Raw genomic sequence first — 24,204 nt, forward strand, 5'->3', positions numbered from 1 at the left:
GAAATGGCGGCTTTAGGGATTTATCGGTAATGGTCAGTGAATATTTTTCTTCTCCGAAGTGAGGCTTTTTCTTTCAAACTTTTCGGTATATTTGTAAACATCAGTAACAAAAATCCGCCACTTCTTAAAGCCGGCGGGACGTTAGCAGTAATATTACGAAAAACGAAATGGAAACAACAATTTTCAAAAGTAAAGTGAGTTTCTTAACGATAGGGTTTGGTCTTATTGGTGCGGTTTTTATGATTGCATTATCATTACCTCTATTACTATCAAAATGGTCAAAATCTTCGGATAATGTAAACTTAATTATATGTTGGATCATTATTGGTTGTTTTTGGCTAGTTTCTTTATTGTGTTTATATATTCTTTTCAACGTTAAGACTTTTACTTTAACAAACAAAAATCTAATAATTAACAGACCTCTATTATTTTTAAATTTAAAAATCCCATTAGAGAATATTAAAAGCATTAACGAAGAAGATTATGAAATAAATTCTGCTGCTAATAGCCGGAAAATTAATGTATATAATGGCGAAAAAATGACATTAGAACTTCAAAACGGTAAAAAAGTAATATTTACATCATTTGAAATTTCAGAGTATGATGATTTGGTTCAAAATTTAAAAAATATAAAATTGAATGTTAATCATAATGGAATTATAAAAAATGACCATTCAAACAAATTTCAAGTTTATCCTTTGCTTTTATTTTTGATTATTTTGACTATGATAATTATTTTCTCATTAATAAAAGAGAAGTAAAAATACTACTGCTAACAGCGGTTTTAAGAAATGGCGGAGCCGGTGTATAATTGGAGGAGCCAGTGCTTGCATTTCTTCTTCATTATGAAGTTTCTGCTTTCAAACTTTTCGGTATATTTGTAAACATCAGTAACAAAAATCCGCCACTTCTTAAAGCCGGCGGGACGTTAACGGCAAGATTAAAAAAACAATTAAGTATAATAAATGAAATTATTTATCATTCTGGTTTTCATTTTAATTATAATATTAGGTTTTATTAAAATCCTTTTGCGATTAAATGATTATAAACAAAAGCACCATTTTACGGAAACATATCGAGACCAATTTATTGAATTTTCAAATTTGTTTTTTTCAACCTTCCAAAAAAGATGGGCTGAAGGAACTTTTGATAGCGAAAAGTATATTTGGTTAACAAAAAATGTGGGGAAAATTCAAACTAACCTTGGCTATTTTGGGCGAATCGAATATATAGGGCCTTTCCAAAGAATCCATATTAAAAATTACGAAATTGTTGTAAATACTTTACCAAAATTTAGAGATGGAACTATTGATGCAATGGATGTAAATTCAACTGATGATTGTCTCATTAGATATATTGGTGTTATAGAAAACCAAATATTGGAAGTCAAAAAAAAACTTAAAAATCCTATTATTTGGTTCAGAGAAGGTTTTGAAGAAGTTGCTAGTTTACCTGTTTATATTTTGAGTTGGTTTGGCTTACTTACTGATAAAACAGTATCAAAAGTAACAACAAATATAGTTTATAAAATAATTGTTGGTGTTGGTGGACTAATAGCACTTTTAAGTGGATTGGTTACAATAATTCAAGGAAAAGAAGAAACTATAAGTTTTCTAAAAAAACTACTTCACTGATAAAAATCCTGCCGTTAACAGCGGTTTTGTGAAAGTGGGGTTTGGTGTATAATGGGACGATCTTTTTGTATATTTGACTTTGTGATAAAAACAAACTAAAGGAACAAAAATCCCCACCTCCACAAAGCCGGCGGGACGTTAGCTGAAATTATAGAAAAACGAGACATGAAGAATCTTGTAAAAAATTCACTTATCGGAATATTTATTATTTCTTGCTTTTTTTCTTGTTCAATTCATCAAAAAAAAAGCTACGCAAATTCATGCATAATTGATTTTGCTCATGACGAATTTATTTTAACAAAACAAGATTCTGTTGAACTTAATAAAATATATGCCCAATCTAAAAAATTTGCAGATAGCTGCGAAAAATATAATTTAAATTGCCTTATTCACGCAGGCGAAACTCAGGCTAATTTTATAGGAGGATATCAAAAATTCTACAAAACATTCAATGATAATTTCAAGTTACCAAAAAATTCTTCTAAAAGTACAAGCAAATTATTTTTAACTATTGGAAAAAATGACAATATCAAGTCTTATAAAATGCAAAATATTAAAGACAAACGCATTAAGAAAGAGATTAAAAGGGTATTAAATTTAAAAGAGATGAACAAGTGGAGATCCGCCAATATTGCCGGTATTAAATGTGATTTTATTATTGAGTTTAATATATGCATTGTTGGAAAATAACTTCAGCTAACAGCGGTTTTATGCTATGGCGGGGCTTGGGATTTTTTTGGATTGGTCAGTGCTTGCATTTCTTCTTTAAAAAGAAGTTTTTTCTTTCCACTTTTCGATATATTTGTAAACGTCAGTAATAAAAAATCCGCCACAGCATAAAGCCGGCGGGACGTTATGCCTAATTTTAAAATGACGAAACGAATCTTAACGATAATATTTCTTCTGACTATTGGACTGAACTCATTCGGACAGAAGATCAGTATAGATACATTATTCCTTCCTAAAGGAGAAAAATTCACTCAACTTCAAAATGATAAATTAAAATTTCCTTTAGTTAAAACAGGTAATTTGAAAATTGACAGATTGATAAATAAAGACTTGAAAAATAGATTTACAAATAATGAGTTTCCTAACTCACCAACTGACTCGACATTAATCAAATGGGCTGACGACCAAATAATCTATCTTGACTTTGAAGTAACCTACTTAAAGAATGGACTTATTTCACTAAATGTTAGTGCTGAAGGTTGCGGAGCATATTGCACAAGTTGGACAGACTATTTTACATATTCTGTGACAACAGGTAAATATGTAACAATTAACGAAATTATCGATACAACGGGGAAATTCAAAAATCTTGTTATTTCAGACAAAGACAAAAAATATGACGAACAGAGAATAGAATTGAAAAAAATGCTACTTGACAAAGAATCAGGACTTGATGATGACAGCTATGAATGGGCATTAGAGCATTACGGTAATTGTGACAATTCATTTGAGTTAAATTCATTTGCTTTGTTCTCAGATCATCTAGAAATAATTGAAAAATGTTATCTCCCAAACGCAATAAAGAATCTAACACCAATAATAGAATTAAAATACAATTACGTTGACATTAGCGAATACCTAAAAATAAAAAACTAGGCATAACAGCGGTTTTAAGAAATTGGGGTTTCGGTGTTTAATGGAACGAGCTTTTTGTATATTTGGCTTTAGTCCTAATGGAATGGTCTGGGAACAAAAATCCCCAACTTCTTAAAGCCGGCGGGACGTTAGCTAACAGTCGCATAACAAGACGCAAAAAAATGAGTATGAAAAGAATATACTATTATTTACTACTTATAATTATATACATAGCAATTCCAGTTTTTATAAAATTTGCTTATCCTTCATTTAACCCAAAAAATGGATATAATACTTTGCTAATCTGCTATTTTATTTTAAATTTTATTTTAGTTCTTTCAATATTAAAAACTAAGTTATGGCTGAAAATAATTTTAGGACTTATCATTTTGCCCATTTCTGCTTTGCTTACATTTATGTGTAGAAAAATTGATTGGCAAAATCTAGGTATCAATGTCAATAAATCACTAATTATTTTCTTTCTAATTGGCGTCTTTTCCGCGTTAACCTGTGAATTTTTTTATCAAATAAGCAAAAGAGAAACAAAGACCGTCAGCTAACAGCGGTTTTAAGAAATTGGGGTTTGGGTGTATAATGGGACGGTCTTTTTGTATATTTGGCTTCAGTCCTTATGGAATGGTTCGGGAACAAAAATCCCCAACTTCTTAAAGCCGGCGGGACGTTGTGCGTTATTTTGGCCGAACGAAACGAAGAAACAAAGAGAGTATGATAACTAGATTTTTAATTTTGCTTTTACTGATTTTTGGTTGCGAATCTAAAAACAAAAAAAGCATTCCTAAAAAAGCAAAAACTCAAAATTCAGTCGAGAGAAAAATTGAAATTGAGAGCAAAAAATTCTTTGTCGGTGATATTGATAATGACAAAATAAACGATACAGCTTTTATAAGTTTAAAACGGAATATTGAAACTAACGAAATTGAATGCGGTGAAAAAAACTGCTATATAAATATCAAATTTTCTAAAAATATTCCTGAAATAAGTTTTGACCAAAGTTTGGGTGTTTTTATTTCGAAAACAGAAGATTTGAATAATGACAATGCTAATGAAATAATCATTTTCTCGCAATCATATGAAGGTTGGTGGAATTATATTTCTGTTTTTTCATTTAAAAACGGAACTTGGAATGAAATCGCAAAAACTAAAGCATTTGTTTTTGAGAATCAAGATTTTGAAAATAGAATAATAAAAGAAAACGGCAATTATTATTTAATTGGAGAAGATCAGTGGAACGAAGACAAAAATGGGGAATTTTTAAAAACTAAACTAAAAATATAAAAACAACGCACAACAGCAGTTTGCGGCAAGTGGGGCTTTAGGGCAAAATATAATGTTGGTTTTGTATTTGTAAACTTAATCTTAAATTGATACTTTTGGGAAAACAATCCCCCACCTGCAGCAAGCTGGCGGGACGTTAGCGGCCATTTATCAAAAATTAGAACCTAGAATTAATGGGTCTATAATATTACTTAAAGATAATGATCAGAAATAAAATATCTAAAATTATACTATTAGTACTTTTTGCAGGAACAATTTTTTTTATCATCAAAGGTTATATGATGAAATACGATACTGAAAATCTTGGTAAAATGACTATCGGCAAATATGTTTCTCATGATGGTTGGGGAAAAGGTGATCTTAATTATTTCGTTTATTATGTTAAAGGCAAAAAAATTAGAGCAAATGGTGGTCGTGCCCCGCAAGGGTTTTCAAATAATATTGGAAAATTTTACAGAATACAATATTCTCAAAAATACATTTCTATAAATGCCTTTTTCGATCAGGAAGTTACAGATAGCATAGAGATTTTAAAAGCAGGTTTTAGTGAAGAGGATATTAAATTAAAATAATTAGTTTAAACGGCAGCTAACAGCGGTTTTGTGCAAGTGGGGTTTTAGGATATATCAGTAAAGGTCAGTGTTTGCACTTCTCTCCTATTTTTCAACTTTTTTCTTTCAGACTTTTCGGTATATTTGTAAACATCAGTAACAAAAATCCCCACCTGACACAAAGCCGGCGGGACGTTGTGTGCAATTTAACAGAACTATATCTTAAAAATAGAGCGTGATTGAATTAGAAAAATATTATTCCGAAGAAAATTGGAAACATTTTTCAGAAACTTTTCAAGGTCTCAACGTGCCAAATAATTTGATAATGTCACTAAATGATAATGAAGAATTAGCGAAAGTTATTTTTGGACTACTTGAAAAAGATAGCAATGATTGGATTAATAAAAGTGTTCCAGCATTAGATTATTTAAAACCGCTCGACTGTCTAGAAAAAGAAAATCTTCTGAAACGATTAAAAGTTTGCTTAACAAGAATGCCAATATAAAACAATGGATGAAGTCACAATTAATATCCAGAAAAGAATTGTTGAAATATCGCAAGAAAGACTTGAGTAAAAATTATCTCCACACATTATTGAAAAAAAATAAAACAAAATATCTTAGCTATATTGGACTTGAAATGATAATTGATAGAGTTGAGTCTATCGAAATTGAAAACTTAGAAAAATATCTTGATGATTTATAAATAAACTGCACACAACAGCAGTTTGCAGCAAGTGGGGCTATAGGGCAAAATTTAATGTTGGCTTTGTGTTTGTAAACTTAATCTTAAATTGATACTTTTGGGAAAACAATCCCCCACCTGCAGCAAGCTGGCGGGACGTTGTAGCCAATTATGCCAAACAGGATCCTTAAAATAATTAAGAACATAATTTTTACTTTTATATTTATTCTTTTTGGATGTAAAACAACAAAACTTCCAAATAAGAAATATTATCAATATGAATATGAAAAATCTTATTCATATAAAAACGATTCGTTAAAAATTGAAATAAAAAATCCTCTATATAGCCCTTTAAGAATATGGTTCATAAATTCCGATTCTGAAATACAAAATAAATTGAATCAAATAAATCCAATCGTGTTGGAAAGTAAAACTGATACTATAATAACATTGACAAACATACTTAAATTTAATAACCAACTAAGTTTTCGTTCTCGTTTAGGAAGCCTTTCAAAAAAAATAACCGAAATTCAACTTGATTTTCCTTTTAAGGACAACAAGGAATATGTTGTACTTCAAGGCAATAATACAAATTTTACACATAACACAAATTGGTCTAAATATGCTATTGACTTCAATTTAAAAACGAACGACACAATTTGTTCTGCAACAAATGGTTATGTTGTCGGAGTTGTGAATGATTACAAATATTCTGGAAAAGGGCAAGAATGGAAATCTTTTTCAAATTTCATCACTATTTATGAACCAAATTCTGGAATCTTTTGCCAATATGCTCATTTAGTAAAAAATGGAAGTTTAGTTAAAGTTGGAGACAAAATTGAACGTGGACAAAAAATTGGGCTTTCTGGAAATACTGGACAAAGCACAAGAGAGCATTTACATTTTAGCTGTTTAATACCTGTAAATACTGAAGATGGACTAAAATCTATTCCTATTACTTTTGTTAACGGACAAAAAGGAATAGAATTAAAAAATGGAGACAAAGTAAAAAAATAACTGGCTACAACAGCGGTTTTAAGAAATTGGGGCTTTAGTGTTTAATAGGACGGTCTTTTCGTATATTTGGCTTCAGTCCTAATGGAATGGTTTGGGAACAAATATCCCCAACTTCTTAAAGCCGGCGGGACGTTAGCGGTAATAATATGAAAACAGAACCGAAACATAACATTACAACAGAAAGGGCAACTGACTTACTGAAGGACGGAGAACCGATTATTGACTTTTATATTGAGGGAGAAGTTGTAATTGAGGGACTTGATAATTGGGAAAAAGAAGTTGTTTTTGAAAACTGCATTATAAAACATTTTTCAGGAAACATTCAATTTGAGAAACCAGTAAAACTAATCAATTGTCATTTCCAAAAATGCGAGTTTTTCGGCGCATATTTTTTTGGAGGATTAACAATAGACAATTGCACATTTGATGACTATTTAGATTTTTGTGCAGGCGGACATAACAAGACAGGAAATCCTGTAATTATTACCAACAGCAACTTCAAAGGATTTGTAAACTTCTTTGATTGTTGGTATGAGAATGAAGTTATAATTAGCAACAATAAATTTCATAAAGGAACAAACTTGCTGGGCAAAGTTCACAACATTCCTGTGACATTTGAGATTGAACCAACTATCAAAGAAAATATTGGAGCTCTTGACATAGACAACGAAGGGCGAGAAAGTGAATAACAAAACTATAAAAATATTATTTATAAAGTCAAGAATTACTACCGCTAACAAGGGTTTTATGCAAGTGGGGTTTTAGGGATTTATCGGTGATGGTCAGTGTTTGCACTTCTCTCCTATTTTTCAAATTTTTTCTTTCAATCTTTTGGGTATATTTGTAAGCATCAGTAATAAAAGTCCCCACCTGCATAAAGCCCCGGGACGTTAGCTGTAACTTTACCAAAAATGAACGTAAAAACATCAATATCAGCAATTTTACTAATCTTATTTGTTTCTTGTAATGAGAAAGCAAATGAAGACTTGTCGATAGAGAAAAGTGAAAAGCCAATCGTTTCAAAACTTGATAAGAGATATTCTATTGTTGGAGATTTTAACGGTGACAAAATTGACGATACAATTTTTGAATCATATCAAAATAGCACAACAAAAAAAGAGATTAACAAAATACATGACAGTTTAGATTGGGATAACGATTTAGAATTAACGGTAAAAAACAAACCAATTTCAATATTATATTCAAGTGATAAATCAATTGATAAGTTAACAGCGTCAAAACATTACCAACAGAAAGGAGTTTACTTATTTTCAAATTTAGGAGACATAAATGAAGACGGAAAAGATGAATTTGGTTACGCCATAGATTGGGCAGATTTTTCAAGTTCAAATACTTATCGCATAATGACAATGGATAAAAATAAGTTCGTTGAAATTTTCAATTTTCCTATACATGAAACCATGAGTATCATACCTGAAAATCAATTCGATTCTAAAAAATTAGTTTTAAAAGTTTCTAAAAAAACAATTAAATATAAATATGCTGACATGGAAGATGGGGATATAAAAGAAGCAGAACATATATTTAAATAACAAAAGCTACAGCTAACAGCGGTTTCGAGCAAGTGGGGCTTTAAGGCTAAAAATAATGTTGGTTTTGTGTTTGTAAACTTAATCTTAAATAGTTAGTTTTGGGAAAACAATCCCCCACCTGCGCGAAGCCGGCGGGACGTTAGCAGTCATGTCTCGAGACGCGACGGATAATTCACTAACTTAATACAACAAAATATTAAATGGATATTTTTGAGATAATATTTGGAAGAGGATTACTAGAGGTAACGGGCGGATTAATCCGTTTTGCTATTGATCATTTTTGCGCACGATTCACTAGAAAGAATGTTAAGCCATTATCATCCTATTTTAAAGAAGGAAAAGACGAAGTCTTCACAAATAGTGCTGGAAATCACGTAGTTGGTGTTATTTTTTTCGGAATAGTAATCTTAGCGTTAATCATAGCAATGTCTCCTGCTGGAAGAACCTTTTTTAACTAATATCCATCTTGTATTAAATCCTTATTATAAACAAATTGAATATTTGCTTTAACCAAACAATAACTTAAATAAATGACACGACTGCTAACAGCGGTTTTATGCTATGGCGGGGCTTGGGATTTTTTGGATTGGTCAGTACTTGCATTTCTTCTTTAAAAAGAAGTTTTTTCTTTCCACTTTTCGGTATATTTGTAAACATCAGCAATAAAAAATTCGCCACAGCATAAAGCCGGCGGGACGTTGGCAGCAATTAAAAAAAAACTATATGAAAGAAGTATTTACTTTTTTATTATTAGGAATTAGCTTTATATGCAATTCTCAAAACTTATCATTAGACGAATTGGTTAGTCTTAGAAAAAAAAGTTTAGTAACTGTGGAAGAAACCTTAACTCAAAAAGGTTGGAATTATATAAAAGGAAATAGTCCTGACTTTGGTAAATTAGGTTCTGCAACTTTTGCATATAAAAAATCAACTTACGATGATAAAGCACAATCTTTCATCACTTATTTTTATTCAGATAATAGCTCTGAAAAAAAAATGAGTGTACAAGTTAATAGTAAAGAAAAATACACATCCTATCTAGCCAGAATTAAAGCATTGGGTTGCAAATTAATTGACAGTGAAATGTCGGAAGGATCACTAATCAAAACATATCAGGGTTTAACAACAACTTTTAAAATTGAAATAACAACTACTGTTGATGATTTTAGTTCATCAACAAAAACAGTTTATTTTTTTATTTTAATTGACAATGAATACTATAACAACAAACCATCTCTATTTGATGATCTTGTAGCAGTTGAAGCAACTGAAGCAGTTGATACAGTAGCAGCAGCAACGTCGGAAGAAACCATTTATGGAGGCGCTGAAACAGACAATACTGATAATCGATCTTTAGAAGAAATAGCAGATAGCTATAAAATTGAAAAAACGTTTTTTATTGGATATTGGAGTTGTAGCAATTTTTCTATACGTTTTTATGAGAACGGAACTTGCATGACAACTGATTCTAATAAAAATGATTCTTGGCAAGAGTGGTTTCTGAGAGGTAATCAACTTATTCTTAATAACAATAAAATTTTTTATATAAAGCGTCGGAGCTCAAATTCATTTGAATATTCATTATCCAAATTTGGCGAAACAGAATCAGCATATCGAATTGGAAATTAATTAACTGCTGCCAACAGTGGTTTTGCGAAATTTGGGCTTGAGTGTGTGTTTGGAAAAGTTTGTGCTTGCACTTCTTGCATAAAAATTCACGTTTTTCTTTCACTCTTTTCGGTATATTTGTAATCAACAGTAACAAAAATCCCCAAACTTCGCAAAGCCACGGGACGTTAGCAGCCATTCTGACCAAACGAAAACATCACCTAAATGAAACAGAAAACTGTCGAATTGAAAAACACAAAGGAAACACTAATTATCAATATTCCTTTTTTTGTGGGTCTAGTCTTAAATGTTCTTGTAGTTCTGATGTTTTCCAAAACTGTAATTAGGTTACAGGATATTTTTGTATTGTACATAACTACTGGAATAGTTTTGTATTTCATTTTTGACAAATTCGTCAAAATAAAACTAAGCAAATTTCTCAGATTAGTATATACCACAGTTTCTTTTGGAAGTTTATTGACATGTATGTTATTGACCATCAACTTATATATTTACCCTACAAAGGATTTTGAAATACTAAAAACTCCAATTTTAAAAAAAGGCTTAACAACTAAAGGAAATAATCCAAAAGCAGATATTGAAGTGGATGGCATTATAAAAGGTGTTATATTTCAAAATATTGATAATATTAATGACTATTCAGCTATTGAATTAAAAGTTCGTAAAGGAAGATTGGGCTGGAAAATCATCGAAAAAACTACACTAATCAAGTAAGAACGGCTGCTAACAGCGGTTTTGTGAAAGTGGGGTTTTAAGGCAAAATTTAAAGGTAATTTTATATATTTGACTTCAGTCCTAATGGAAAGGTATGGGAACAAAAATCCCCACCTCCACAAAGCCGGCGGGACGTTAGCAACAAGCAGACATGACTTACTCAAGAGATAATCTAAAAAACAAAAAAGTATATTACTTAAGTATAATTTTAGTTGAATTTGTTATTTACTTTTCACTTTTCTTCTTCAATGTACATTGGCTCATACTTACATTAATTTTTCCATTCTTAATTATCGAATTAATCTCTAATAAAAGATGCTTAAATCGACAAAAAAACTTCATTAAAAGTATTGAATTTACAGACAATCAAATTATTTGTACACATTTAAAAAATAACAAAACTGAAATACCTCATGAAAAACTAATTTTTTCATTCCGAGAAATTAAATTTGAAAAAGATAGATCTGAAATTGAAATTAAACTTAAAGGCAACTATAGGAATAAACTAATTGGTAGAATTCATATTAAGAACTGGAAAAACATATTTGAGATTAAGGACGAGTTAATTAAACGAAAGGTAACTAGAGTTAAATTTAAACCTGAAGGGTTTTGGTCAAAATATGGAGGTTTAACTGCCGATGTTGTAATATTGACAAGTACATTGACTTTTAGCGAAGTAGCTGAAGCAACTGGCGATTTTCAAGATGCCACGGATTTGAAACAAATTGCATTTAGTACTGATTTACACAAAAAAAAACAATGACAATGCCTGTTGCTAACAGCGGTTTTAAGAAATTGGGGTTTGAGTGATTAATCGGACGGTCTTTTTGTATATTTGGCTTCAGTCCTAATGAAAAGGTTCGGGAGTAAAAATCCCCAACTTCTTAAAGCCGGCGGGACGTTGTGCGACACTTTGTGTAACAGGACGCAACTGAAAAACTTAGAAACAATTCCGAAATCTGTAAAAATACTGGAGATAAATTTTGAAGCACATCTAAATGAAAATACTATTTAAATCAATATTAATTTTAGCAATACTAATAGTTGCTTTTTTTTGGATGTGTGTTATGGCTTCAAATCATAACGTAAAAACTGAAATGAAACTTACTCCATTAATAATAATCTTATTTTTATTAGTTATACTATTTTACGATAGAATATTTAAAAATAAACTATGAGTTCAGAAATACATGAAATAAAAATTTGTGACGAATGTAGAAGTGAATTCTATAAAGATTCATCATCGATGGAAAATCTTTGTCCAGAATGTTCAAACATTTTATATGGTTATGAAAATTGTGAACATGAATTCGTGAATAATCGATGTATTAAATGTTATTGGAATGAAAATTCAAGTGATTATTTAGATAAACTTAAAGAGGAAAAGAAAATATAAAAGCGATCGCACAACAGCGGTTTTGTGCAAGCGGGGTTTTGGGTGTTTATCGGTAATGGTCAGTGTTTGCACTTCTCTCCTATTTTTCAACTATTTTCTTTCAGACTTTTCGGTATATTTGTAAACATCAGTAACAAAAATCCCCGCCTGACACAAAGCCGGCGGGACGTTGTGCGACATTTTAGAAAACTGCACGTATAAAACAATAAAATGAAAAGAACATTATTTATTTTAATTTATTTAATATTTCATAATATTGGACATTCCCAATTAACCATCGACAGAATTTGGGCTCTCAACACAAATAAATCAATAACAATAAATGCTTTTGTTGACACTTTAGAAATCAACAATACAAATACGATTGAAATTCTTAGTGCAACAGCAAAAATTAATAAAGAACAAATAATAAACAGTTCGGAAGCTTATCCTGACATGTACTACCATAATTTTGACAATTGGATACAAATTATTTTTGAATCTCAATCCAAACCAATCTATAGATTAGATTCCCTAAAAGTTAAAGTAAAGTACTTTACGCCGACTGAAGAAAACAAGTCTTTATTAACAATTAACAATCCTCTGCAAAAAATTGGTATGAATTTAATTGAAAATGAGTATCCGAAAATGAAATTCATTATACTTGACTTCTTCACATTAAAAAAGCTAAAAAGAAAAAACAAAAAGGGATATAAAACTTTGATTGAAAAAATTGAAGAGAAAAATAAAGTTGCAAAAGATTCAATAGCATCATTTATGAATAAAGCATTTCAAGAGTGTAAAAAATTTTCTAATTCCGAATTAAAGAAAAGTCTACTGATTTACATAGAAGATGAAGAAAGGCAAATACAAAAAATCTCAACATATGATAAAAATGGAATGAATATGAAGTCCTGGGGACCTTATATTTGGTCAAAATCATTTACTTCTATGATTCAAATACACTTGTATGAGACGATTCCAGAAAATAATTGGATGATAAAACTATATATTGAAAACGAAAAATCAACAAAAGAAATCGAATTAAAAATGGAAAATTTAGTAATTCCACGTGACAAATAATTACTAATTACTAACAAAAGAAAAACGATCGCACAACAGCAGTTTGCTGCAAGTGGGGCTTTAAGGCTAAATTTAATGTTGGTTTTGTGTTTGTAAACTTAATCTTAAATTGATACTTTTGGAAAAACAATTCCCCACCTGCAGCAAGCTGGCGGGACGTTAGCTGCTATATCGCCAAAACAGGAAGTATAAAACAATGATACAAGATAAAATAACTCAATATTGGGTAAAAGCATCAGGAAAAAGAATCAATCCAGAAACGGAAAAATGGTTAATTGGTCCAATTGGAGATGAAGATATTATAGGTAATAAATTTATTCAAAATCTTGTAGAACATGAAAATCTAAAGTATAGTTCAAATATTGCCAATGCTGGATTACTAGAAAATATTTCAGATTTAGATTTTAGCCAAGATGAATTGGATTTATTAAACATACAAGTCATAGATTTTTATGAAAATACTTCCAACTATGATTTTGAAATTTGGAGTGAGTGGAAAAGCTTTTTTAAGCCATTTGGGAAAGCATTATCAATAATTTTCAGCAAAAGACTTCAACAATTAAATTTACCTTTGAATTCGCTCGACTCTTCTAAGGGAATAAAAAGCGAGATAATTAAACTATCAAACGAAGACAAAACTAAATGGACTATTTGGTATAGAAAACTTAAAAGTTCTGATGATGTTATTTATGCGGGAATTTATACAACTGCCTTTGTTCCAAAGTACAATAAATCATTACTCAAAGTCATCTTTCCACTTCCAAATGGAAACGCTTCAGTAGTAATGACAAAAAAAGTTCTATCTGATGGTTCATTGCTGTTAAGTTCGGATGGTAAAAATTTTGGAGATAATGGCTTCTATTTTACACTGACTGATCACAAGGGCAAACATTGGGCTAAGTTTGTGAAGTCAATGCATGAGTGGATTAAGGTTTATGTTGACGATGAAAATATTTTACGAGCTGATCACAATCTAAAGTTTTATGGCATTCAGTTTTTAAAATTACATTACAAGATGACAAAAAGATACAGCAGCTAACAGCGGTTTGCAGCAAGTGGGGGTTTAGGGAAAACTCCAACTTCTTTTTGTATATTTGGCTTTAGGAATAAACAAACTAAAGGAACAAAATCCCCACCTGCAGCAAGCCGGCGGGACGTTGGCAGCAAGCCGTAAGCAACTAAACGTCAAAATCTAAACGTCACAAATATGAAACTGAAAGTTTTATTTATTTTGTTCTTCATTTCGTCTCTTTCCTATTCTCAAAATCCTGAAATCTATTTGGAATTGACTGATCAGATTTTGGTTAGTAACAAAAATGCAGAGATGGGTGTTTTTGAATTAAGTTTAAGAATAAAAAATTCAAAAAACGGAGATGAAGACAATTATACATTTATTGCTAATCTTGATGGAAATAAGTCATTTGAAGATAACGGAGTAGAAATTCCAACAATAAAATATACTACTGTTGAAGATTTAAAAAGCAAAACTCCTTGTGAACTGCACGATTACTTAAGCAAACAAAGGATATGCTTTGTGAAAATCATAAATGGTAAGTATAAAAGATGGTTTGCAATGTATACTGGAACTTATAGAAATTTAGTAATCAGTAAACCCGGAAAATTATAAATTAATATTCGGCCTGCTTCCAACAGCGGCTTTAAGAAATTGGGGTTTTAGGCAAAATTTAAAAGCAATTTTATATATTTGGCTTTAGTCCTGATGGAATGGTTTGGGAACAAAAATCCCCAACTTCATAAAGCCGGCGGGACGTTGTGCAACATTTGAAAAACTAACATCATAAATGAATATGACTAAATTATTTACTTCTTTGTTATTTATTATTTATCCAATATTCATATTTGGACAACAGTTAAGTGTTAACGAAACTCTCGATTATATTGGAAAAACACATACTGAATATAACAAATATAGAATACATAAAGATGGCTTGATGGAAGTCAAATATGATATTGATGATAAAGGGAACTTAAGCATTAATTTCTACCTTAATAAAAGAAATACTGTAACCTACACAGTACACGTTGATGATTTAAAGAAAAATATTGGATTTAGAAATGTAAGTTCTAATACGGAAATTACTTTTGAATGTGCATTACAAAATTGCATTTTATACAAAGGTTCTACCGAATATTTTCAAAATGAATACAATATCTATATCACGCAGGAATATCAAGCTCGTAAGATTTTAACCGCTTTTAAATATCTATTTTCATTACTGGATAACATCAATTTCAAAAGAGATGAAAATGACCCATTTGCTTCTAACAACAATTCTATAACTATATCGGATAATAATAATAAATCAAAAAAAATCAAATTATCAGAACAAAATGGAACATATGGAATATTGGTTGATTTTGATAACATTAGGAAATCATTTATTTTAGATACTGGTGCATCAGAGACAACTATTTCCAGTACCCTCGAAGAACAACTAATTTCAAATGGTTTAATTACTAAAAATGATTATTTACCGGATGGATTATATAAAATCGCTGATGGTAGTATAATTTCTCAAAGAAGGATTCTTATCAAGCAATTATCTATTAATCAATATTCAGTTAAGAATATAGTCGTTTCAGTTGGAAATATGAATAGTCCACTTTTATTAGGTAAGAATTTTTTAGATAAGTTCAAAAGCTGGTCAATTAATAATGAGGCTAAAATATTGGAACTTTCAATATAGTTTTAAGCATCTGATTTGAATATACAGAAATAATTATTTACTACATGGGTAAAAGAAAAGCAAAAAGACTTCGTGAAAAAGGCGTAGAATTAAAAAATAATGCAACAACTGTATTACTTCCAAGTGTAATAAACAATACTATACTTATAGAATCATAATTGGCTGTTCTACTTGCGACTTTAGCCGAACCAACCGTTGACACTATTTCTCTTTATCGTTCTTTACTTTGTACTCTCCTATCATCTATTGTTTTCGGAGTGTTTTGTACTTCCGCAATAACAATTGATTTTTACAATCTTGGCAACAAGGTTTAGGATAGAGCAAAAAAATCTGGTAAAGAAGATAAAAAAGAAACCTTCATAAGGACTGGAAACGCTCCTCGGAATTTAATAATTGGAAGTTTTATATTATGTTTATTACTTTGTATAATTTCTGCTGCCCAACTTGTATTTTATGCTTGGTAAAACTTGTTTAACATAATTAAAAAAACGTCGCACAACAGCGGTTTTGAGCAAGTGGGGTTTTGGTGTTTAATGGGACGATCTTTTTGTATATTTGGCTTAGTGATAAAACAAACTAAAGGAACAAAAGTCCCCACCTTCTCAAAGCCGGCAGGACGTTAGCCGTCAGTTTGGCCAAACGAAATGAACACTAACCTCTTAAGTATTTTACTTTAGTAAAACTATATGAAAAACAACTTATTCAAAAAAATATACTTGCTAGCATTCTTCGCTATTATTATTGGAACAATGATGAAAATTAGCAATATAAATGGTTCTCAAATTTTATTCATTATTGGCATCCTTTCCACTTTGGGTTATATAATAATTGGAATATACGAAGTCAATGTATCGAAAAAGATAAATCAATCTGAAAAAATCATGTGGACAATTGGTTTTATAGTCATCCACTATCTTGCTGGATTATTATATCTACTAGGTGGTAGAAAAAGAATCGCTTAAATTCGTTTAAAATGTTAATAAAAACTTATTCCAATAGTTTTTAAGAATTATTGAGAAATAGAAAAAACCGAACGGCTAACAGCGGTTTTGTGAAATTGGGGTTTTAGGCAAAATTTAAAGGCAATTTTATATATTTGACTTCAATTCTAATGGAATGGTTTGGGAACAAAAATCCCCAACTCCACAAAGCCGGCGGGACGTTAGCAGTAATTTTAAAAAACAAAAGAGAAAAAATTTTAAAGCTAAAGCCCTTAAATTTCCAAAAATGAAGAAAACAATATTTATACTTTTTTTTCTAAGTAATGTTATATATAGTCAAAACAAACAATGTTTTATTACCTATAAAACTGTAGAAAAAATATTCAAGCTAAATTCACTCGAAGAAAAAGATGACGAACTAATCAAGCTTAACTTTAAACACAATTCTTCATTAAATTATTTTAATGAAAAAGCTAAAAGTAATATTACTATTTTAACTAATAAAACCAACAAACCAAGTGGGCTAAGAATGGATTTTAGTGAAATATGTTACAATAGTTTTAAAAAAGATATTATAGCATTAGGCTTTATTAAAATCAATGAATCATTTAGCGATTCCAGAATTGACTTTCACTACAAAAAAGGAAATATTTATATAATATTTGGTAAAATGAAGGATGTTTATGCTATTTCAACAGGCAAAAGTTCTAAAACATTTTATGGCTTTGATATACTAACCGAAGATCTTTATTTAGAATTCACTAAGTATTAAATAACAAAAAACTACTGCTAACAGCGGTTTTGAGCAAGTGGGGTTTTACGGCAAAACTGAAACTCTTTTTTGTATATTTGGCTTAGTGATAAAACAAACTAAAGGAACAAAAGTCCCCACCTTCTCAAAGCCGGCGGGACGTTAGTGGCAAGCTGTGAGAAACGGAACGTAAAACAAATCTATATGTCAATTTCAAAGTTTACAATCATATTTTTACTCATCTTGTTATTTGGTTGTAAAACCCAAAATCAAGACCGTTATCATAATGAAGATGATCAATATAAAGAAATATATCTTGACCAATTTAAGTTGGTTTATGTGAAATCCCTAATTAGAAAATGTTATAACAATTCACCTTCTATAGAACGAATATTAGATGAAGATAAAAGTGGATTCACTGAACCTTTATTAACTACCGATGATTATGAACTAATAGATAGCTTAACTACAATTGACAAAAATAAAATACAAAAAGATTCAATCCTCAGTATTGGAAGAGTTGCTGAAGGCGCAGAAGGAAAACATATATTTACACTTTTAATAACTAAAATTGAAAGTTCTGATTTGAAAAAATTAGCCAAAACTCGATATAAATTGCAAAAATCTAGATAATTCAGCCAGCCACTAACAGCGGTTTTAAGAAATGGCGGGTTTAGTGTTTGATGGGAGGAACTGGAATCAAAAGTCTTTGCTCCCTTTCAAATTTTTTCTTTCTAACTTTTCGGTATATTTGTAATCGTCAGTAACAAAATTCCGCCACTTCTTAAAGCCGGCGGGACGTTACCAGCAATTATAAATCAACGAAAGTGCAAGAAAACTTATTAAACAGAATTCAAAATTGGTATCAAATCAATTGTAATGATGATTGGGAACATAGTTATGGTTTTTCAATTGAAACAATAGATAATCCTGGTTGGACTGTTAGTATTGATTTATCAGAAACTCCACTTGAAAATTTAAACTTTGAGAGAAATGTCGATAATGGAAGGTTTGACTGGTATTTTATTAAAACTGCAGATAAAGTGTTTGAAGCGCATGGTGACCCATCAAAATTATCTGAAATATTAAAAATATTCCTTGACGAAATTATTCCAAACTATGCTGATAAAAATTTCACATATGAAGTCTATATCCCATTAATAGGAGGACCAACAAAAATTTGGCGTCCAGTAAATGCAAGAATGATAACAGAAGATACTTTAGAAATAATAAATATTCCTGAATTAAAATACCAAGACATAAAAACTATAACTCTTGAGGATATAACATTTAATGAAAAGGATATTTTTGACTATAAAATAAATATCTCCCTTGGTGATAATATAAAAACCGAATTAATTGAAATGTTTGACGGAGTAAAACTAATTGTAAAAGAAAATAAATAACTGCTGGTAACAGCGGTTTTGTGAAAGCGGGGTTTAGGTGTATATCGGTAAGAGCTGGTGTTTGCACTTCTCTACTTTTTTTCAACTTTTTCTTTCAAACTTTTCGGTATATTTGTAAACATCGGTAACAAAAATCCCCGCCTTCACAAAGCCGGCGGGACGTTGTGTGTAATATTAAATAAACTATGGGAATAGAAATACCAAAATATAACGAAACTTTTAATCCTATTTTGGATATTTTAAAGAATGAAGAAATACTTCATAGAAGAGAACTAATAAAAAAAGTAATTGATAAATATTATTCACACCTTCCAAAGGAATTACTTGAAGAGAAAATAAAATCTGGCGATATACTAATTGAAAATAGAATTGCCTGGGGAATATCATACTTAAAACAATCTGATTTTGTTAACTATCCAAAAAGAGGATTTGTTCAAATAACTCCAAAAGGATTAAAACAAAACGATTTACTTACATTAAAAAATGTTCAATATGAAATAAGTAAATCTCATGTCTATAAAGACAACAAAAGCTATATTGAAGACAAAATAGAAATTCAAAATTCTTCACCTGAAGATTTAATAGATGAAGGTTTTAATCAAATTGAAAAAGAGGTCAAAAACGACCTTTTAGAAAAATTAAAAACAATGGATCCCTATTATTTTGAAAAAGTAATATTAATACTTCTTAAAAAAATGGGATACGGTGATTTCATAGAAACAACAAAGTCTGCAGATGGTGGAATTGATGGTATAATAAATGAAGATAAACTTGGCTTAGACAAAATTTATATACAAGCTAAACGATTTACAGAAAACAAAGTACGGGAAAAGGACATCAGAAACTTTATTGGAGCAATGAGTGGAGATACAAATAAAGGAGTATTTGTAACTACTTCACTGTTTGACAAAGGAGCTGAAGAAAAGGCTAAAAATGCTCATCATAAGATTATTTTATTAGATGGGAATAAATTAGTTGATTTAATGCATGAATTTAATGTAGGGGTTCAAATCAAAGCTACATATGAAGTTAAACAACTTGACGAGGATTTCTTTGTTGAGCAATAAAAATACTACACACAACAGCGGTTTTATGCTATGGCGGGGCTTGGGATTTTTTGGATTGGTCAGTGCTTGCATTTCTCCTTTAAAAAGAAGTTTTTTCTTTCCACTTTTCGGTATATTTGTCAACATCAGTAATAAAAAATCCGCCACAGCATAAAGCCGGCGGGACGTTAGCCGTAATTTTTGAAAAACTGCGAAAACAATCAACGTTCAAGCATAATTTAAATGGAAAAATCTATATTTCAAAAGCATCCGTCAAAGTTATTAAATGAACTTTACTCAAAAAAAAATTATCAAGGAGCAAATCCTTTTGATGCAAAAATTCTATTTGTTGGTAGAGATCCAAATTGGGCGGCTGATGTAGATAGCAATGATATGTTCAATTTTTTTTCTGAATACCTAAATGACGGCATTAGCTTTTGGAAAAAGCATAATATTCATCATCCTTTTTTGTTACCAAACTACAAAGGTGATGGAAAAAGATATCATATAATTTTTTCAAAACTTAAAGTAGAAAGCAATTTCTCGGATAAGATTTCTTTTATTGAACTGATTGGATTTCCAACTACAGGAATGGCAAAAACAAATAATAAAATTTTCTTGGAATATCTAATTTCCGAATCGAATAAAAATCATTTGTCTGAATTGAATAATCTTATAAATGACCAAAGCAAAATAATATTCATTGCTTGGGGTTTAATAGATGATTTTAAATTCCTCAATAATAAAACCGGTATGTTTCAAAAATTTGCCAATCTTGATAAAAGTCAAATGAATATAAGTGATCTAAATCAATTTGAGAACATATTCATCCACAGACATTTTTCAGATGCAATTAGTAATGCTACTTTGGACAAAATGGCCGAAAAACTGAAAGAAAATTTAAAATAAAACTACGGCTAACAGCGGTTTTAAGAAATGGCGGGTTTAGGGATTTATTGGTAATGGTCAATGAATATTTTTCTTCTCCGAAGTGAGGCTTTTTCTTTCAAACTTTTCGGTATATTTGTAAACAACAGTAATAAAAATCCGCCACTTCATAAAGCCGGCGGGACGTTATGCGAAATTTTGGGTAAACGAAATCTAAAAAATGAATCCTATAATTAAGAATTTATTTGCTTATCTCATATTTAGTTTCATAACTGCCGTAATATTCGCCATTATCTTAAAAATTAAAGTAGGTGGTGGTCAAATGGTGGTTATGGCTCCTCTTTATTTACTAATAAATTCAGCAATAGCGATTATAATATCATTAGTACTTATATCTGTTATAAGAAATCTTATTACAATAACTTTATCGTTAAGTCTATGGCTATTTATGATAGTATTTGTTTTAACAATGTTTGTGAACAATGATTTTAATCTATTCAAAAATGATATAGATGTATTGTCATTTTCGAGTGTATTTATATCTTTCGTAATATTTCAATTAACATTAATGATTAAAAAAAACTTCGCATAACAGCGGTTTTCTGCAATGGCGGTTTAGGGATTTATTTGGGATGGCAAGTGTTTGCATTGCTTCTTTAAAAAGAAGTTTTTTCCTAACTACTTTTCGGTATATTTGTAAACGTCAGTAATAAAAAAACCGCCACTGACAGAAAGCCGGCGGGACGTTAGCAGTAATGCTCCGACACGTAGAAAATAACAACACAACATCAACAATGAAAAAAATAAATTCTTTTATTACATTATTAATATTCACGATAATATTAAACTTTGCTTTTATAAATACAAAATCATATTATTTTGTAGATAAAGCAAATAAAGTAGGTTCTACTTTTACAGAGGAACAATATAAATCATTATTGAATTCAGCCGATAGTCGGAATATTGTTTATATAAGTGGAGGAATGAAAATAGAATATCTATATTTTCTACCAGAAAAATCAATTTTATTCCTTTACCTACTATATTTTGTAAGCATAACAGGTGTGATTCTAAATTATATTAAAACTAAAAAAAATGAATAATTTTAATAAGAAGGAGTTACCGTTAATACAAATTATCTTCTAATTATAATTGTTTCTATTTACTGTCATAAATTTTCGAAAAGGAGTGAAATACTAAAATTAAAAGTTGTAATTCAGAATGCAAAAATTAAGCTCTTAGAAAAGAAAGTGGAAAGAATAGAAAATGATATAGGTGACTAAGAATAAAGCACTACTGCTAACAGCGGTTTTGTGCAAGTGGGGTTTTTGGGATTTATCGGTAATGGTCAGTGTTTGCACTTCTCTCCTATTTTTTCAACTTTTTTCTTTCAAACTTTTCGGTACATTTGTAATCAACAGTAATAAAAATCCCCACCTGCCACAAAGCCGGCGGGACGTTACCTGCAAGCAATTCTAAAACAAAATAATGATGAAAAACACACCAACTCTATTAATTCTATTATTATGTCTTATAAATAATTTTATTTATTGTCAGGAAGACATCGAAAAAGCAACGTTTGATACACAAAAAAGAGAAATTCTCGAGAACGATTGGTTTTCTCCATTAATTACTGAAAAAAAAAATGTACTACTTGTAAAATATCTTGAAGGATTCGTTGAAGGTTATAAAACGGAACAAAAAGGGAATTTTTATTATCATGAATTTGTTACCTATTGGCGTGACAATAAAACTGTACATTTCACATTCAAATTTGACGCTAATAGAAAGATATTATTTATAGAAATATTGTATCCAAGAGAGGGACATCTTACTATAATTGATTATTTTAGAGCTAGCGAAAAATTGAAAAATGAAAACAATTTAAACTTCATGCTAACAAGAAATGATGTCGATTTTGGCTGGTACAATATGAATAATGGATTGTTTTACAAACTTCAAGAAGTTAATGATTCTTTCGGTTCTATTCAGATTACGTGTTCAGATTATTACGGCAAAGGCTTCAGTTTTGAAAATGGTAAATAATGAAGTTTAGTTTTGCCTGCAGGTAACAGCGGTTTTGTAAAAGCGGGGTTTTAGTGTTTATCGGTAATGGTAAGTGTTTGCACTTCTCTCCTATTTTTCAACTTTTTTCTTTCAAACTTTTCGGTATATTTGTAAAAATCAGTAATAAAAATCCCCGCCTTCACAAAGCCGGCGGGACGTTAGCGGTAAGTTAAAACAACATCTCGTTAAAATAATGAATATATATATTGCACTATTTACTTCTTTAATTTCGTTGAATATTTCAGCGCAATCACCTACAAAAAAACAAGTATTTGAAGCATTTAAGAGTTGGAAATACTATAATTCGAGACAATGGACAACTTGTAATGAAAATGAAAAATTTTTTAAATCTGACACACTATATTTTTTTGACATTGGCGATGAAAAATGTAATGAGTTCGTAACTTGGATATTTAAAAATAAAAAAAGTTTTTCCGAAATTCGTGGTAAAACTACTAATGGAATTTCATCTATTAAAGCAACCACAACACAAGATATTTATAAAATAAAAGTTATTGAAAAAGATGGAAAAACCATTTTACAATTGTACAATCAAAATAAGTTTGTAAATGCTTTTATTGTTGAACAATTAATAAATCGATTTGAAGGCGGTCCTGGAAATATGATAAAGCTGATTAAAGTAAAATAACCTACCGCTAACAAGGGTTTTATGAAATTGGGGTTTTAGGCAAAATTTAAAGGTAATTTTATATATTTGACTTCAGTCCTAATGGAATGGTTTGGGAATAAAAATCCCCAACTTCATAAAGCCCCGGGACGTTAGCTGCAACTTAAAAAAAACGTACAGAATTAATGCGATTAAATATCCAAAATATAACCAAACTAGAGGAATTAGGTATAATTGTCTGGGAAAGTGAAAAACGGTGTATGTTATTAAAGAAAACTGGTATTGGTGGAAACAATCTTCCAAACTATAAATCAATTCCGACAGTCTCTTTAAACGAAAAGGGAGAAACAATAGAAGAATTGACTTCAGATTGTCCAGTTATGAATCTTTGGTATAACGAAGATCGTTTTTTGTTAAGTTGCTGGAGTTGGGTTCCAGGCCCTGGCCCTGGCGACTTTGAAAAAGAGTTTACAAGCCAAGATGAATTGGTGGAATTTATTATTTCATATTATTTTGGCAACAATGAATACTTTGATGCGAGAAAAAAATACGAAGAGGAAAAACAAAAAAAATAATAAGCTGCAGCTAACAGCGGTTTTGTGAAATTGGGGTTTTAGTCAAAATTTAAAGGTAATTTTATATATTTGAC

At 30.2% G+C, this 24,204-nt stretch carries 30 protein-coding genes; all 30 read left to right on the forward strand.

Annotated features, from left to right (window positions below):
• Positions 1–167 precede the first annotated feature (167 nt).
• On the forward strand, positions 168–761 hold the full coding sequence (locus LZF87_RS12670; protein WP_244339500.1) for a hypothetical protein: 594 nt from the start codon (positions 168–170) through the stop codon (positions 759–761).
• Positions 762–965: 204 nt separating this feature from the next.
• Positions 966–1,634, forward strand: coding sequence for a hypothetical protein (locus tag LZF87_RS12675; protein WP_244339502.1), 669 nt, complete (start codon positions 966–968; stop codon positions 1,632–1,634).
• A gap of 165 nt (positions 1,635–1,799) precedes the next feature.
• Positions 1,800–2,324, forward strand: coding sequence for a hypothetical protein (locus LZF87_RS12680; RefSeq protein ID WP_244339504.1), 525 nt, complete (start codon positions 1,800–1,802; stop codon positions 2,322–2,324).
• 180 nt (positions 2,325–2,504) lie between these two features.
• A complete protein-coding gene (locus LZF87_RS12685) occupies positions 2,505–3,239 on the forward strand; it encodes a hypothetical protein (protein WP_244339506.1) in 735 nt (244 codons plus the stop codon).
• 167 nt (positions 3,240–3,406) lie between these two features.
• Positions 3,407–3,778, forward strand: a complete 372-nt coding sequence (locus LZF87_RS12690; RefSeq protein WP_244339508.1) for a hypothetical protein — start codon at positions 3,407–3,409, stop codon at positions 3,776–3,778.
• Positions 3,779–3,944: 166 nt separating this feature from the next.
• Positions 3,945–4,514: a hypothetical protein gene (locus tag LZF87_RS12695; protein ID WP_244339510.1), complete on the forward strand. Its 570-nt coding sequence runs from the start codon at positions 3,945–3,947 to the stop codon at positions 4,512–4,514.
• A gap of 200 nt (positions 4,515–4,714) precedes the next feature.
• Positions 4,715–5,086, forward strand: a complete 372-nt coding sequence (locus tag LZF87_RS12700) for a hypothetical protein (protein ID WP_244339511.1) — start codon at positions 4,715–4,717, stop codon at positions 5,084–5,086.
• Between the two features lie 214 nt (positions 5,087–5,300).
• Complete coding sequence (locus tag LZF87_RS12705) at positions 5,301–5,570, forward strand: hypothetical protein (RefSeq protein WP_244339512.1); 270 nt, start codon at positions 5,301–5,303, stop codon at positions 5,568–5,570.
• 8 nt (positions 5,571–5,578) lie between these two features.
• The gene (locus tag LZF87_RS12710; protein ID WP_244339514.1) at positions 5,579–5,770 is read left to right on the forward strand and encodes a hypothetical protein; all 192 of its coding nucleotides are present in this window, start codon (positions 5,579–5,581) and stop codon (positions 5,768–5,770) included.
• A 150-nt stretch (positions 5,771–5,920) separates the two neighbouring features.
• Positions 5,921–6,766 (forward strand): M23 family metallopeptidase, encoded by an 846-nt coding sequence (locus LZF87_RS12715; protein WP_244339516.1) that lies wholly within the window; start codon positions 5,921–5,923, stop codon positions 6,764–6,766.
• Between the two features lie 146 nt (positions 6,767–6,912).
• Positions 6,913–7,455: a hypothetical protein gene (locus LZF87_RS12720; protein WP_244339518.1), complete on the forward strand. Its 543-nt coding sequence runs from the start codon at positions 6,913–6,915 to the stop codon at positions 7,453–7,455.
• Between the two features lie 222 nt (positions 7,456–7,677).
• Positions 7,678–8,319 (forward strand): hypothetical protein, encoded by a 642-nt coding sequence (locus tag LZF87_RS12725; RefSeq protein WP_244339520.1) that lies wholly within the window; start codon positions 7,678–7,680, stop codon positions 8,317–8,319.
• A gap of 200 nt (positions 8,320–8,519) precedes the next feature.
• A complete protein-coding gene (locus LZF87_RS12730) occupies positions 8,520–8,777 on the forward strand; it encodes a hypothetical protein (RefSeq protein ID WP_244339522.1) in 258 nt (85 codons plus the stop codon).
• 265 nt (positions 8,778–9,042) lie between these two features.
• A complete protein-coding gene (locus LZF87_RS12735) occupies positions 9,043–9,948 on the forward strand; it encodes a hypothetical protein (RefSeq protein ID WP_244339524.1) in 906 nt (301 codons plus the stop codon).
• Between the two features lie 204 nt (positions 9,949–10,152).
• Entirely contained in the window at positions 10,153–10,662 is a 510-nt protein-coding gene (locus tag LZF87_RS12740; protein WP_244339526.1) for a hypothetical protein, read from the forward strand.
• Positions 10,663–10,813: 151 nt separating this feature from the next.
• Positions 10,814–11,425, forward strand: a complete 612-nt coding sequence (locus LZF87_RS12745; RefSeq protein ID WP_244339529.1) for a hypothetical protein — start codon at positions 10,814–10,816, stop codon at positions 11,423–11,425.
• 843 nt (positions 11,426–12,268) lie between these two features.
• Complete coding sequence (locus LZF87_RS12750; RefSeq protein WP_244339531.1) at positions 12,269–13,120, forward strand: hypothetical protein; 852 nt, start codon at positions 12,269–12,271, stop codon at positions 13,118–13,120.
• A gap of 196 nt (positions 13,121–13,316) precedes the next feature.
• Positions 13,317–14,159 carry a hypothetical protein gene (locus LZF87_RS12755; RefSeq protein ID WP_244339533.1) on the forward strand — a complete coding sequence of 281 codons (843 nt, stop codon included), beginning with the start codon at positions 13,317–13,319 and terminating at the stop codon, positions 14,157–14,159.
• A gap of 168 nt (positions 14,160–14,327) precedes the next feature.
• A complete protein-coding gene (locus LZF87_RS12760) occupies positions 14,328–14,747 on the forward strand; it encodes a hypothetical protein (protein WP_244339535.1) in 420 nt (139 codons plus the stop codon).
• Positions 14,748–14,928: 181 nt separating this feature from the next.
• Positions 14,929–15,828, forward strand: coding sequence for a retropepsin-like aspartic protease (locus tag LZF87_RS12765; protein ID WP_244339537.1), 900 nt, complete (start codon positions 14,929–14,931; stop codon positions 15,826–15,828).
• Positions 15,829–16,514: 686 nt separating this feature from the next.
• Positions 16,515–16,790, forward strand: coding sequence for a hypothetical protein (locus LZF87_RS12770; RefSeq protein WP_244339469.1), 276 nt, complete (start codon positions 16,515–16,517; stop codon positions 16,788–16,790).
• A gap of 154 nt (positions 16,791–16,944) precedes the next feature.
• On the forward strand, positions 16,945–17,541 hold the full coding sequence (locus LZF87_RS12775; protein WP_244339539.1) for a hypothetical protein: 597 nt from the start codon (positions 16,945–16,947) through the stop codon (positions 17,539–17,541).
• 183 nt (positions 17,542–17,724) lie between these two features.
• Complete coding sequence (locus LZF87_RS12780; RefSeq protein WP_244339541.1) at positions 17,725–18,153, forward strand: hypothetical protein; 429 nt, start codon at positions 17,725–17,727, stop codon at positions 18,151–18,153.
• A gap of 194 nt (positions 18,154–18,347) precedes the next feature.
• A complete protein-coding gene (locus tag LZF87_RS12785) occupies positions 18,348–18,926 on the forward strand; it encodes an immunity 53 family protein (protein ID WP_244339543.1) in 579 nt (192 codons plus the stop codon).
• Between the two features lie 185 nt (positions 18,927–19,111).
• Positions 19,112–19,993 (forward strand): restriction endonuclease, encoded by an 882-nt coding sequence (locus tag LZF87_RS12790; RefSeq protein ID WP_244339544.1) that lies wholly within the window; start codon positions 19,112–19,114, stop codon positions 19,991–19,993.
• A 222-nt stretch (positions 19,994–20,215) separates the two neighbouring features.
• Complete coding sequence (locus LZF87_RS12795; RefSeq protein ID WP_244339546.1) at positions 20,216–20,881, forward strand: hypothetical protein; 666 nt, start codon at positions 20,216–20,218, stop codon at positions 20,879–20,881.
• Positions 20,882–21,654: 773 nt separating this feature from the next.
• Complete coding sequence (locus LZF87_RS12800) at positions 21,655–21,963, forward strand: hypothetical protein (RefSeq protein ID WP_244339547.1); 309 nt, start codon at positions 21,655–21,657, stop codon at positions 21,961–21,963.
• Between the two features lie 385 nt (positions 21,964–22,348).
• Positions 22,349–22,906 (forward strand): hypothetical protein, encoded by a 558-nt coding sequence (locus tag LZF87_RS12805; RefSeq protein ID WP_244339548.1) that lies wholly within the window; start codon positions 22,349–22,351, stop codon positions 22,904–22,906.
• Positions 22,907–23,120: 214 nt separating this feature from the next.
• Positions 23,121–23,576 carry a hypothetical protein gene (locus tag LZF87_RS12810; protein WP_244339550.1) on the forward strand — a complete coding sequence of 152 codons (456 nt, stop codon included), beginning with the start codon at positions 23,121–23,123 and terminating at the stop codon, positions 23,574–23,576.
• 164 nt (positions 23,577–23,740) lie between these two features.
• On the forward strand, positions 23,741–24,130 hold the full coding sequence (locus tag LZF87_RS12815) for a hypothetical protein (protein WP_244339552.1): 390 nt from the start codon (positions 23,741–23,743) through the stop codon (positions 24,128–24,130).
• Positions 24,131–24,204 lie beyond the last annotated feature (74 nt).

It is taken from the genome of Flavobacterium enshiense (genome assembly GCF_022836875.1).
GTDB lineage: Bacteria > Bacteroidota > Bacteroidia > Flavobacteriales > Flavobacteriaceae > Flavobacterium > Flavobacterium enshiense_A.

Bases quoted from the DNA above. Each gene is read 5' to 3' on its own strand.
- LZF87_RS12765 (WP_244339537.1), top strand. From the start codon at position 14,929: ATGACTAAATTATTTACTTCTTTGTTATTTATTATTTATCCAATATTC.
- LZF87_RS12800 (WP_244339547.1), top strand. From the start codon at position 21,655: ATGAAAAAAATAAATTCTTTTATTACATTATTAATATTCACGATAATA.
- LZF87_RS12715 (WP_244339516.1), top strand. From the start codon at position 5,921: ATGCCAAACAGGATCCTTAAAATAATTAAGAACATAATTTTTACTTTT.
- LZF87_RS12670 (WP_244339500.1), top strand. From the start codon at position 168: ATGGAAACAACAATTTTCAAAAGTAAAGTGAGTTTCTTAACGATAGGG.
- LZF87_RS12790 (WP_244339544.1), top strand. From the start codon at position 19,112: ATGGGAATAGAAATACCAAAATATAACGAAACTTTTAATCCTATTTTG.
- LZF87_RS12770 (WP_244339469.1), top strand. From the start codon at position 16,515: ATGAAAAACAACTTATTCAAAAAAATATACTTGCTAGCATTCTTCGCT.
- LZF87_RS12725 (WP_244339520.1), top strand. From the start codon at position 7,678: ATGAACGTAAAAACATCAATATCAGCAATTTTACTAATCTTATTTGTT.
- LZF87_RS12755 (WP_244339533.1), top strand. From the start codon at position 13,317: ATGATACAAGATAAAATAACTCAATATTGGGTAAAAGCATCAGGAAAA.
- LZF87_RS12805 (WP_244339548.1), top strand. From the start codon at position 22,349: ATGATGAAAAACACACCAACTCTATTAATTCTATTATTATGTCTTATA.
- LZF87_RS12720 (WP_244339518.1), top strand. From the start codon at position 6,913: ATGAAAACAGAACCGAAACATAACATTACAACAGAAAGGGCAACTGAC.
- LZF87_RS12675 (WP_244339502.1), top strand. From the start codon at position 966: ATGAAATTATTTATCATTCTGGTTTTCATTTTAATTATAATATTAGGT.
- LZF87_RS12735 (WP_244339524.1), top strand. From the start codon at position 9,043: ATGAAAGAAGTATTTACTTTTTTATTATTAGGAATTAGCTTTATATGC.
- LZF87_RS12780 (WP_244339541.1), top strand. From the start codon at position 17,725: ATGTCAATTTCAAAGTTTACAATCATATTTTTACTCATCTTGTTATTT.
- LZF87_RS12775 (WP_244339539.1), top strand. From the start codon at position 16,945: ATGGTTTGGGAACAAAAATCCCCAACTCCACAAAGCCGGCGGGACGTT.
- LZF87_RS12710 (WP_244339514.1), top strand. From the start codon at position 5,579: ATGAAGTCACAATTAATATCCAGAAAAGAATTGTTGAAATATCGCAAG.
- LZF87_RS12750 (WP_244339531.1), top strand. From the start codon at position 12,269: ATGAAAAGAACATTATTTATTTTAATTTATTTAATATTTCATAATATT.
- LZF87_RS12810 (WP_244339550.1), top strand. From the start codon at position 23,121: ATGAATATATATATTGCACTATTTACTTCTTTAATTTCGTTGAATATT.
- LZF87_RS12740 (WP_244339526.1), top strand. From the start codon at position 10,153: ATGAAACAGAAAACTGTCGAATTGAAAAACACAAAGGAAACACTAATT.
- LZF87_RS12760 (WP_244339535.1), top strand. From the start codon at position 14,328: ATGAAACTGAAAGTTTTATTTATTTTGTTCTTCATTTCGTCTCTTTCC.
- LZF87_RS12700 (WP_244339511.1), top strand. From the start codon at position 4,715: ATGATCAGAAATAAAATATCTAAAATTATACTATTAGTACTTTTTGCA.
- LZF87_RS12815 (WP_244339552.1), top strand. From the start codon at position 23,741: ATGCGATTAAATATCCAAAATATAACCAAACTAGAGGAATTAGGTATA.
- LZF87_RS12730 (WP_244339522.1), top strand. From the start codon at position 8,520: ATGGATATTTTTGAGATAATATTTGGAAGAGGATTACTAGAGGTAACG.
- LZF87_RS12685 (WP_244339506.1), top strand. From the start codon at position 2,505: ATGACGAAACGAATCTTAACGATAATATTTCTTCTGACTATTGGACTG.
- LZF87_RS12690 (WP_244339508.1), top strand. From the start codon at position 3,407: ATGAAAAGAATATACTATTATTTACTACTTATAATTATATACATAGCA.
- LZF87_RS12745 (WP_244339529.1), top strand. From the start codon at position 10,814: ATGACTTACTCAAGAGATAATCTAAAAAACAAAAAAGTATATTACTTA.
- LZF87_RS12680 (WP_244339504.1), top strand. From the start codon at position 1,800: ATGAAGAATCTTGTAAAAAATTCACTTATCGGAATATTTATTATTTCT.
- LZF87_RS12795 (WP_244339546.1), top strand. From the start codon at position 20,216: ATGGAAAAATCTATATTTCAAAAGCATCCGTCAAAGTTATTAAATGAA.
- LZF87_RS12695 (WP_244339510.1), top strand. From the start codon at position 3,945: ATGATAACTAGATTTTTAATTTTGCTTTTACTGATTTTTGGTTGCGAA.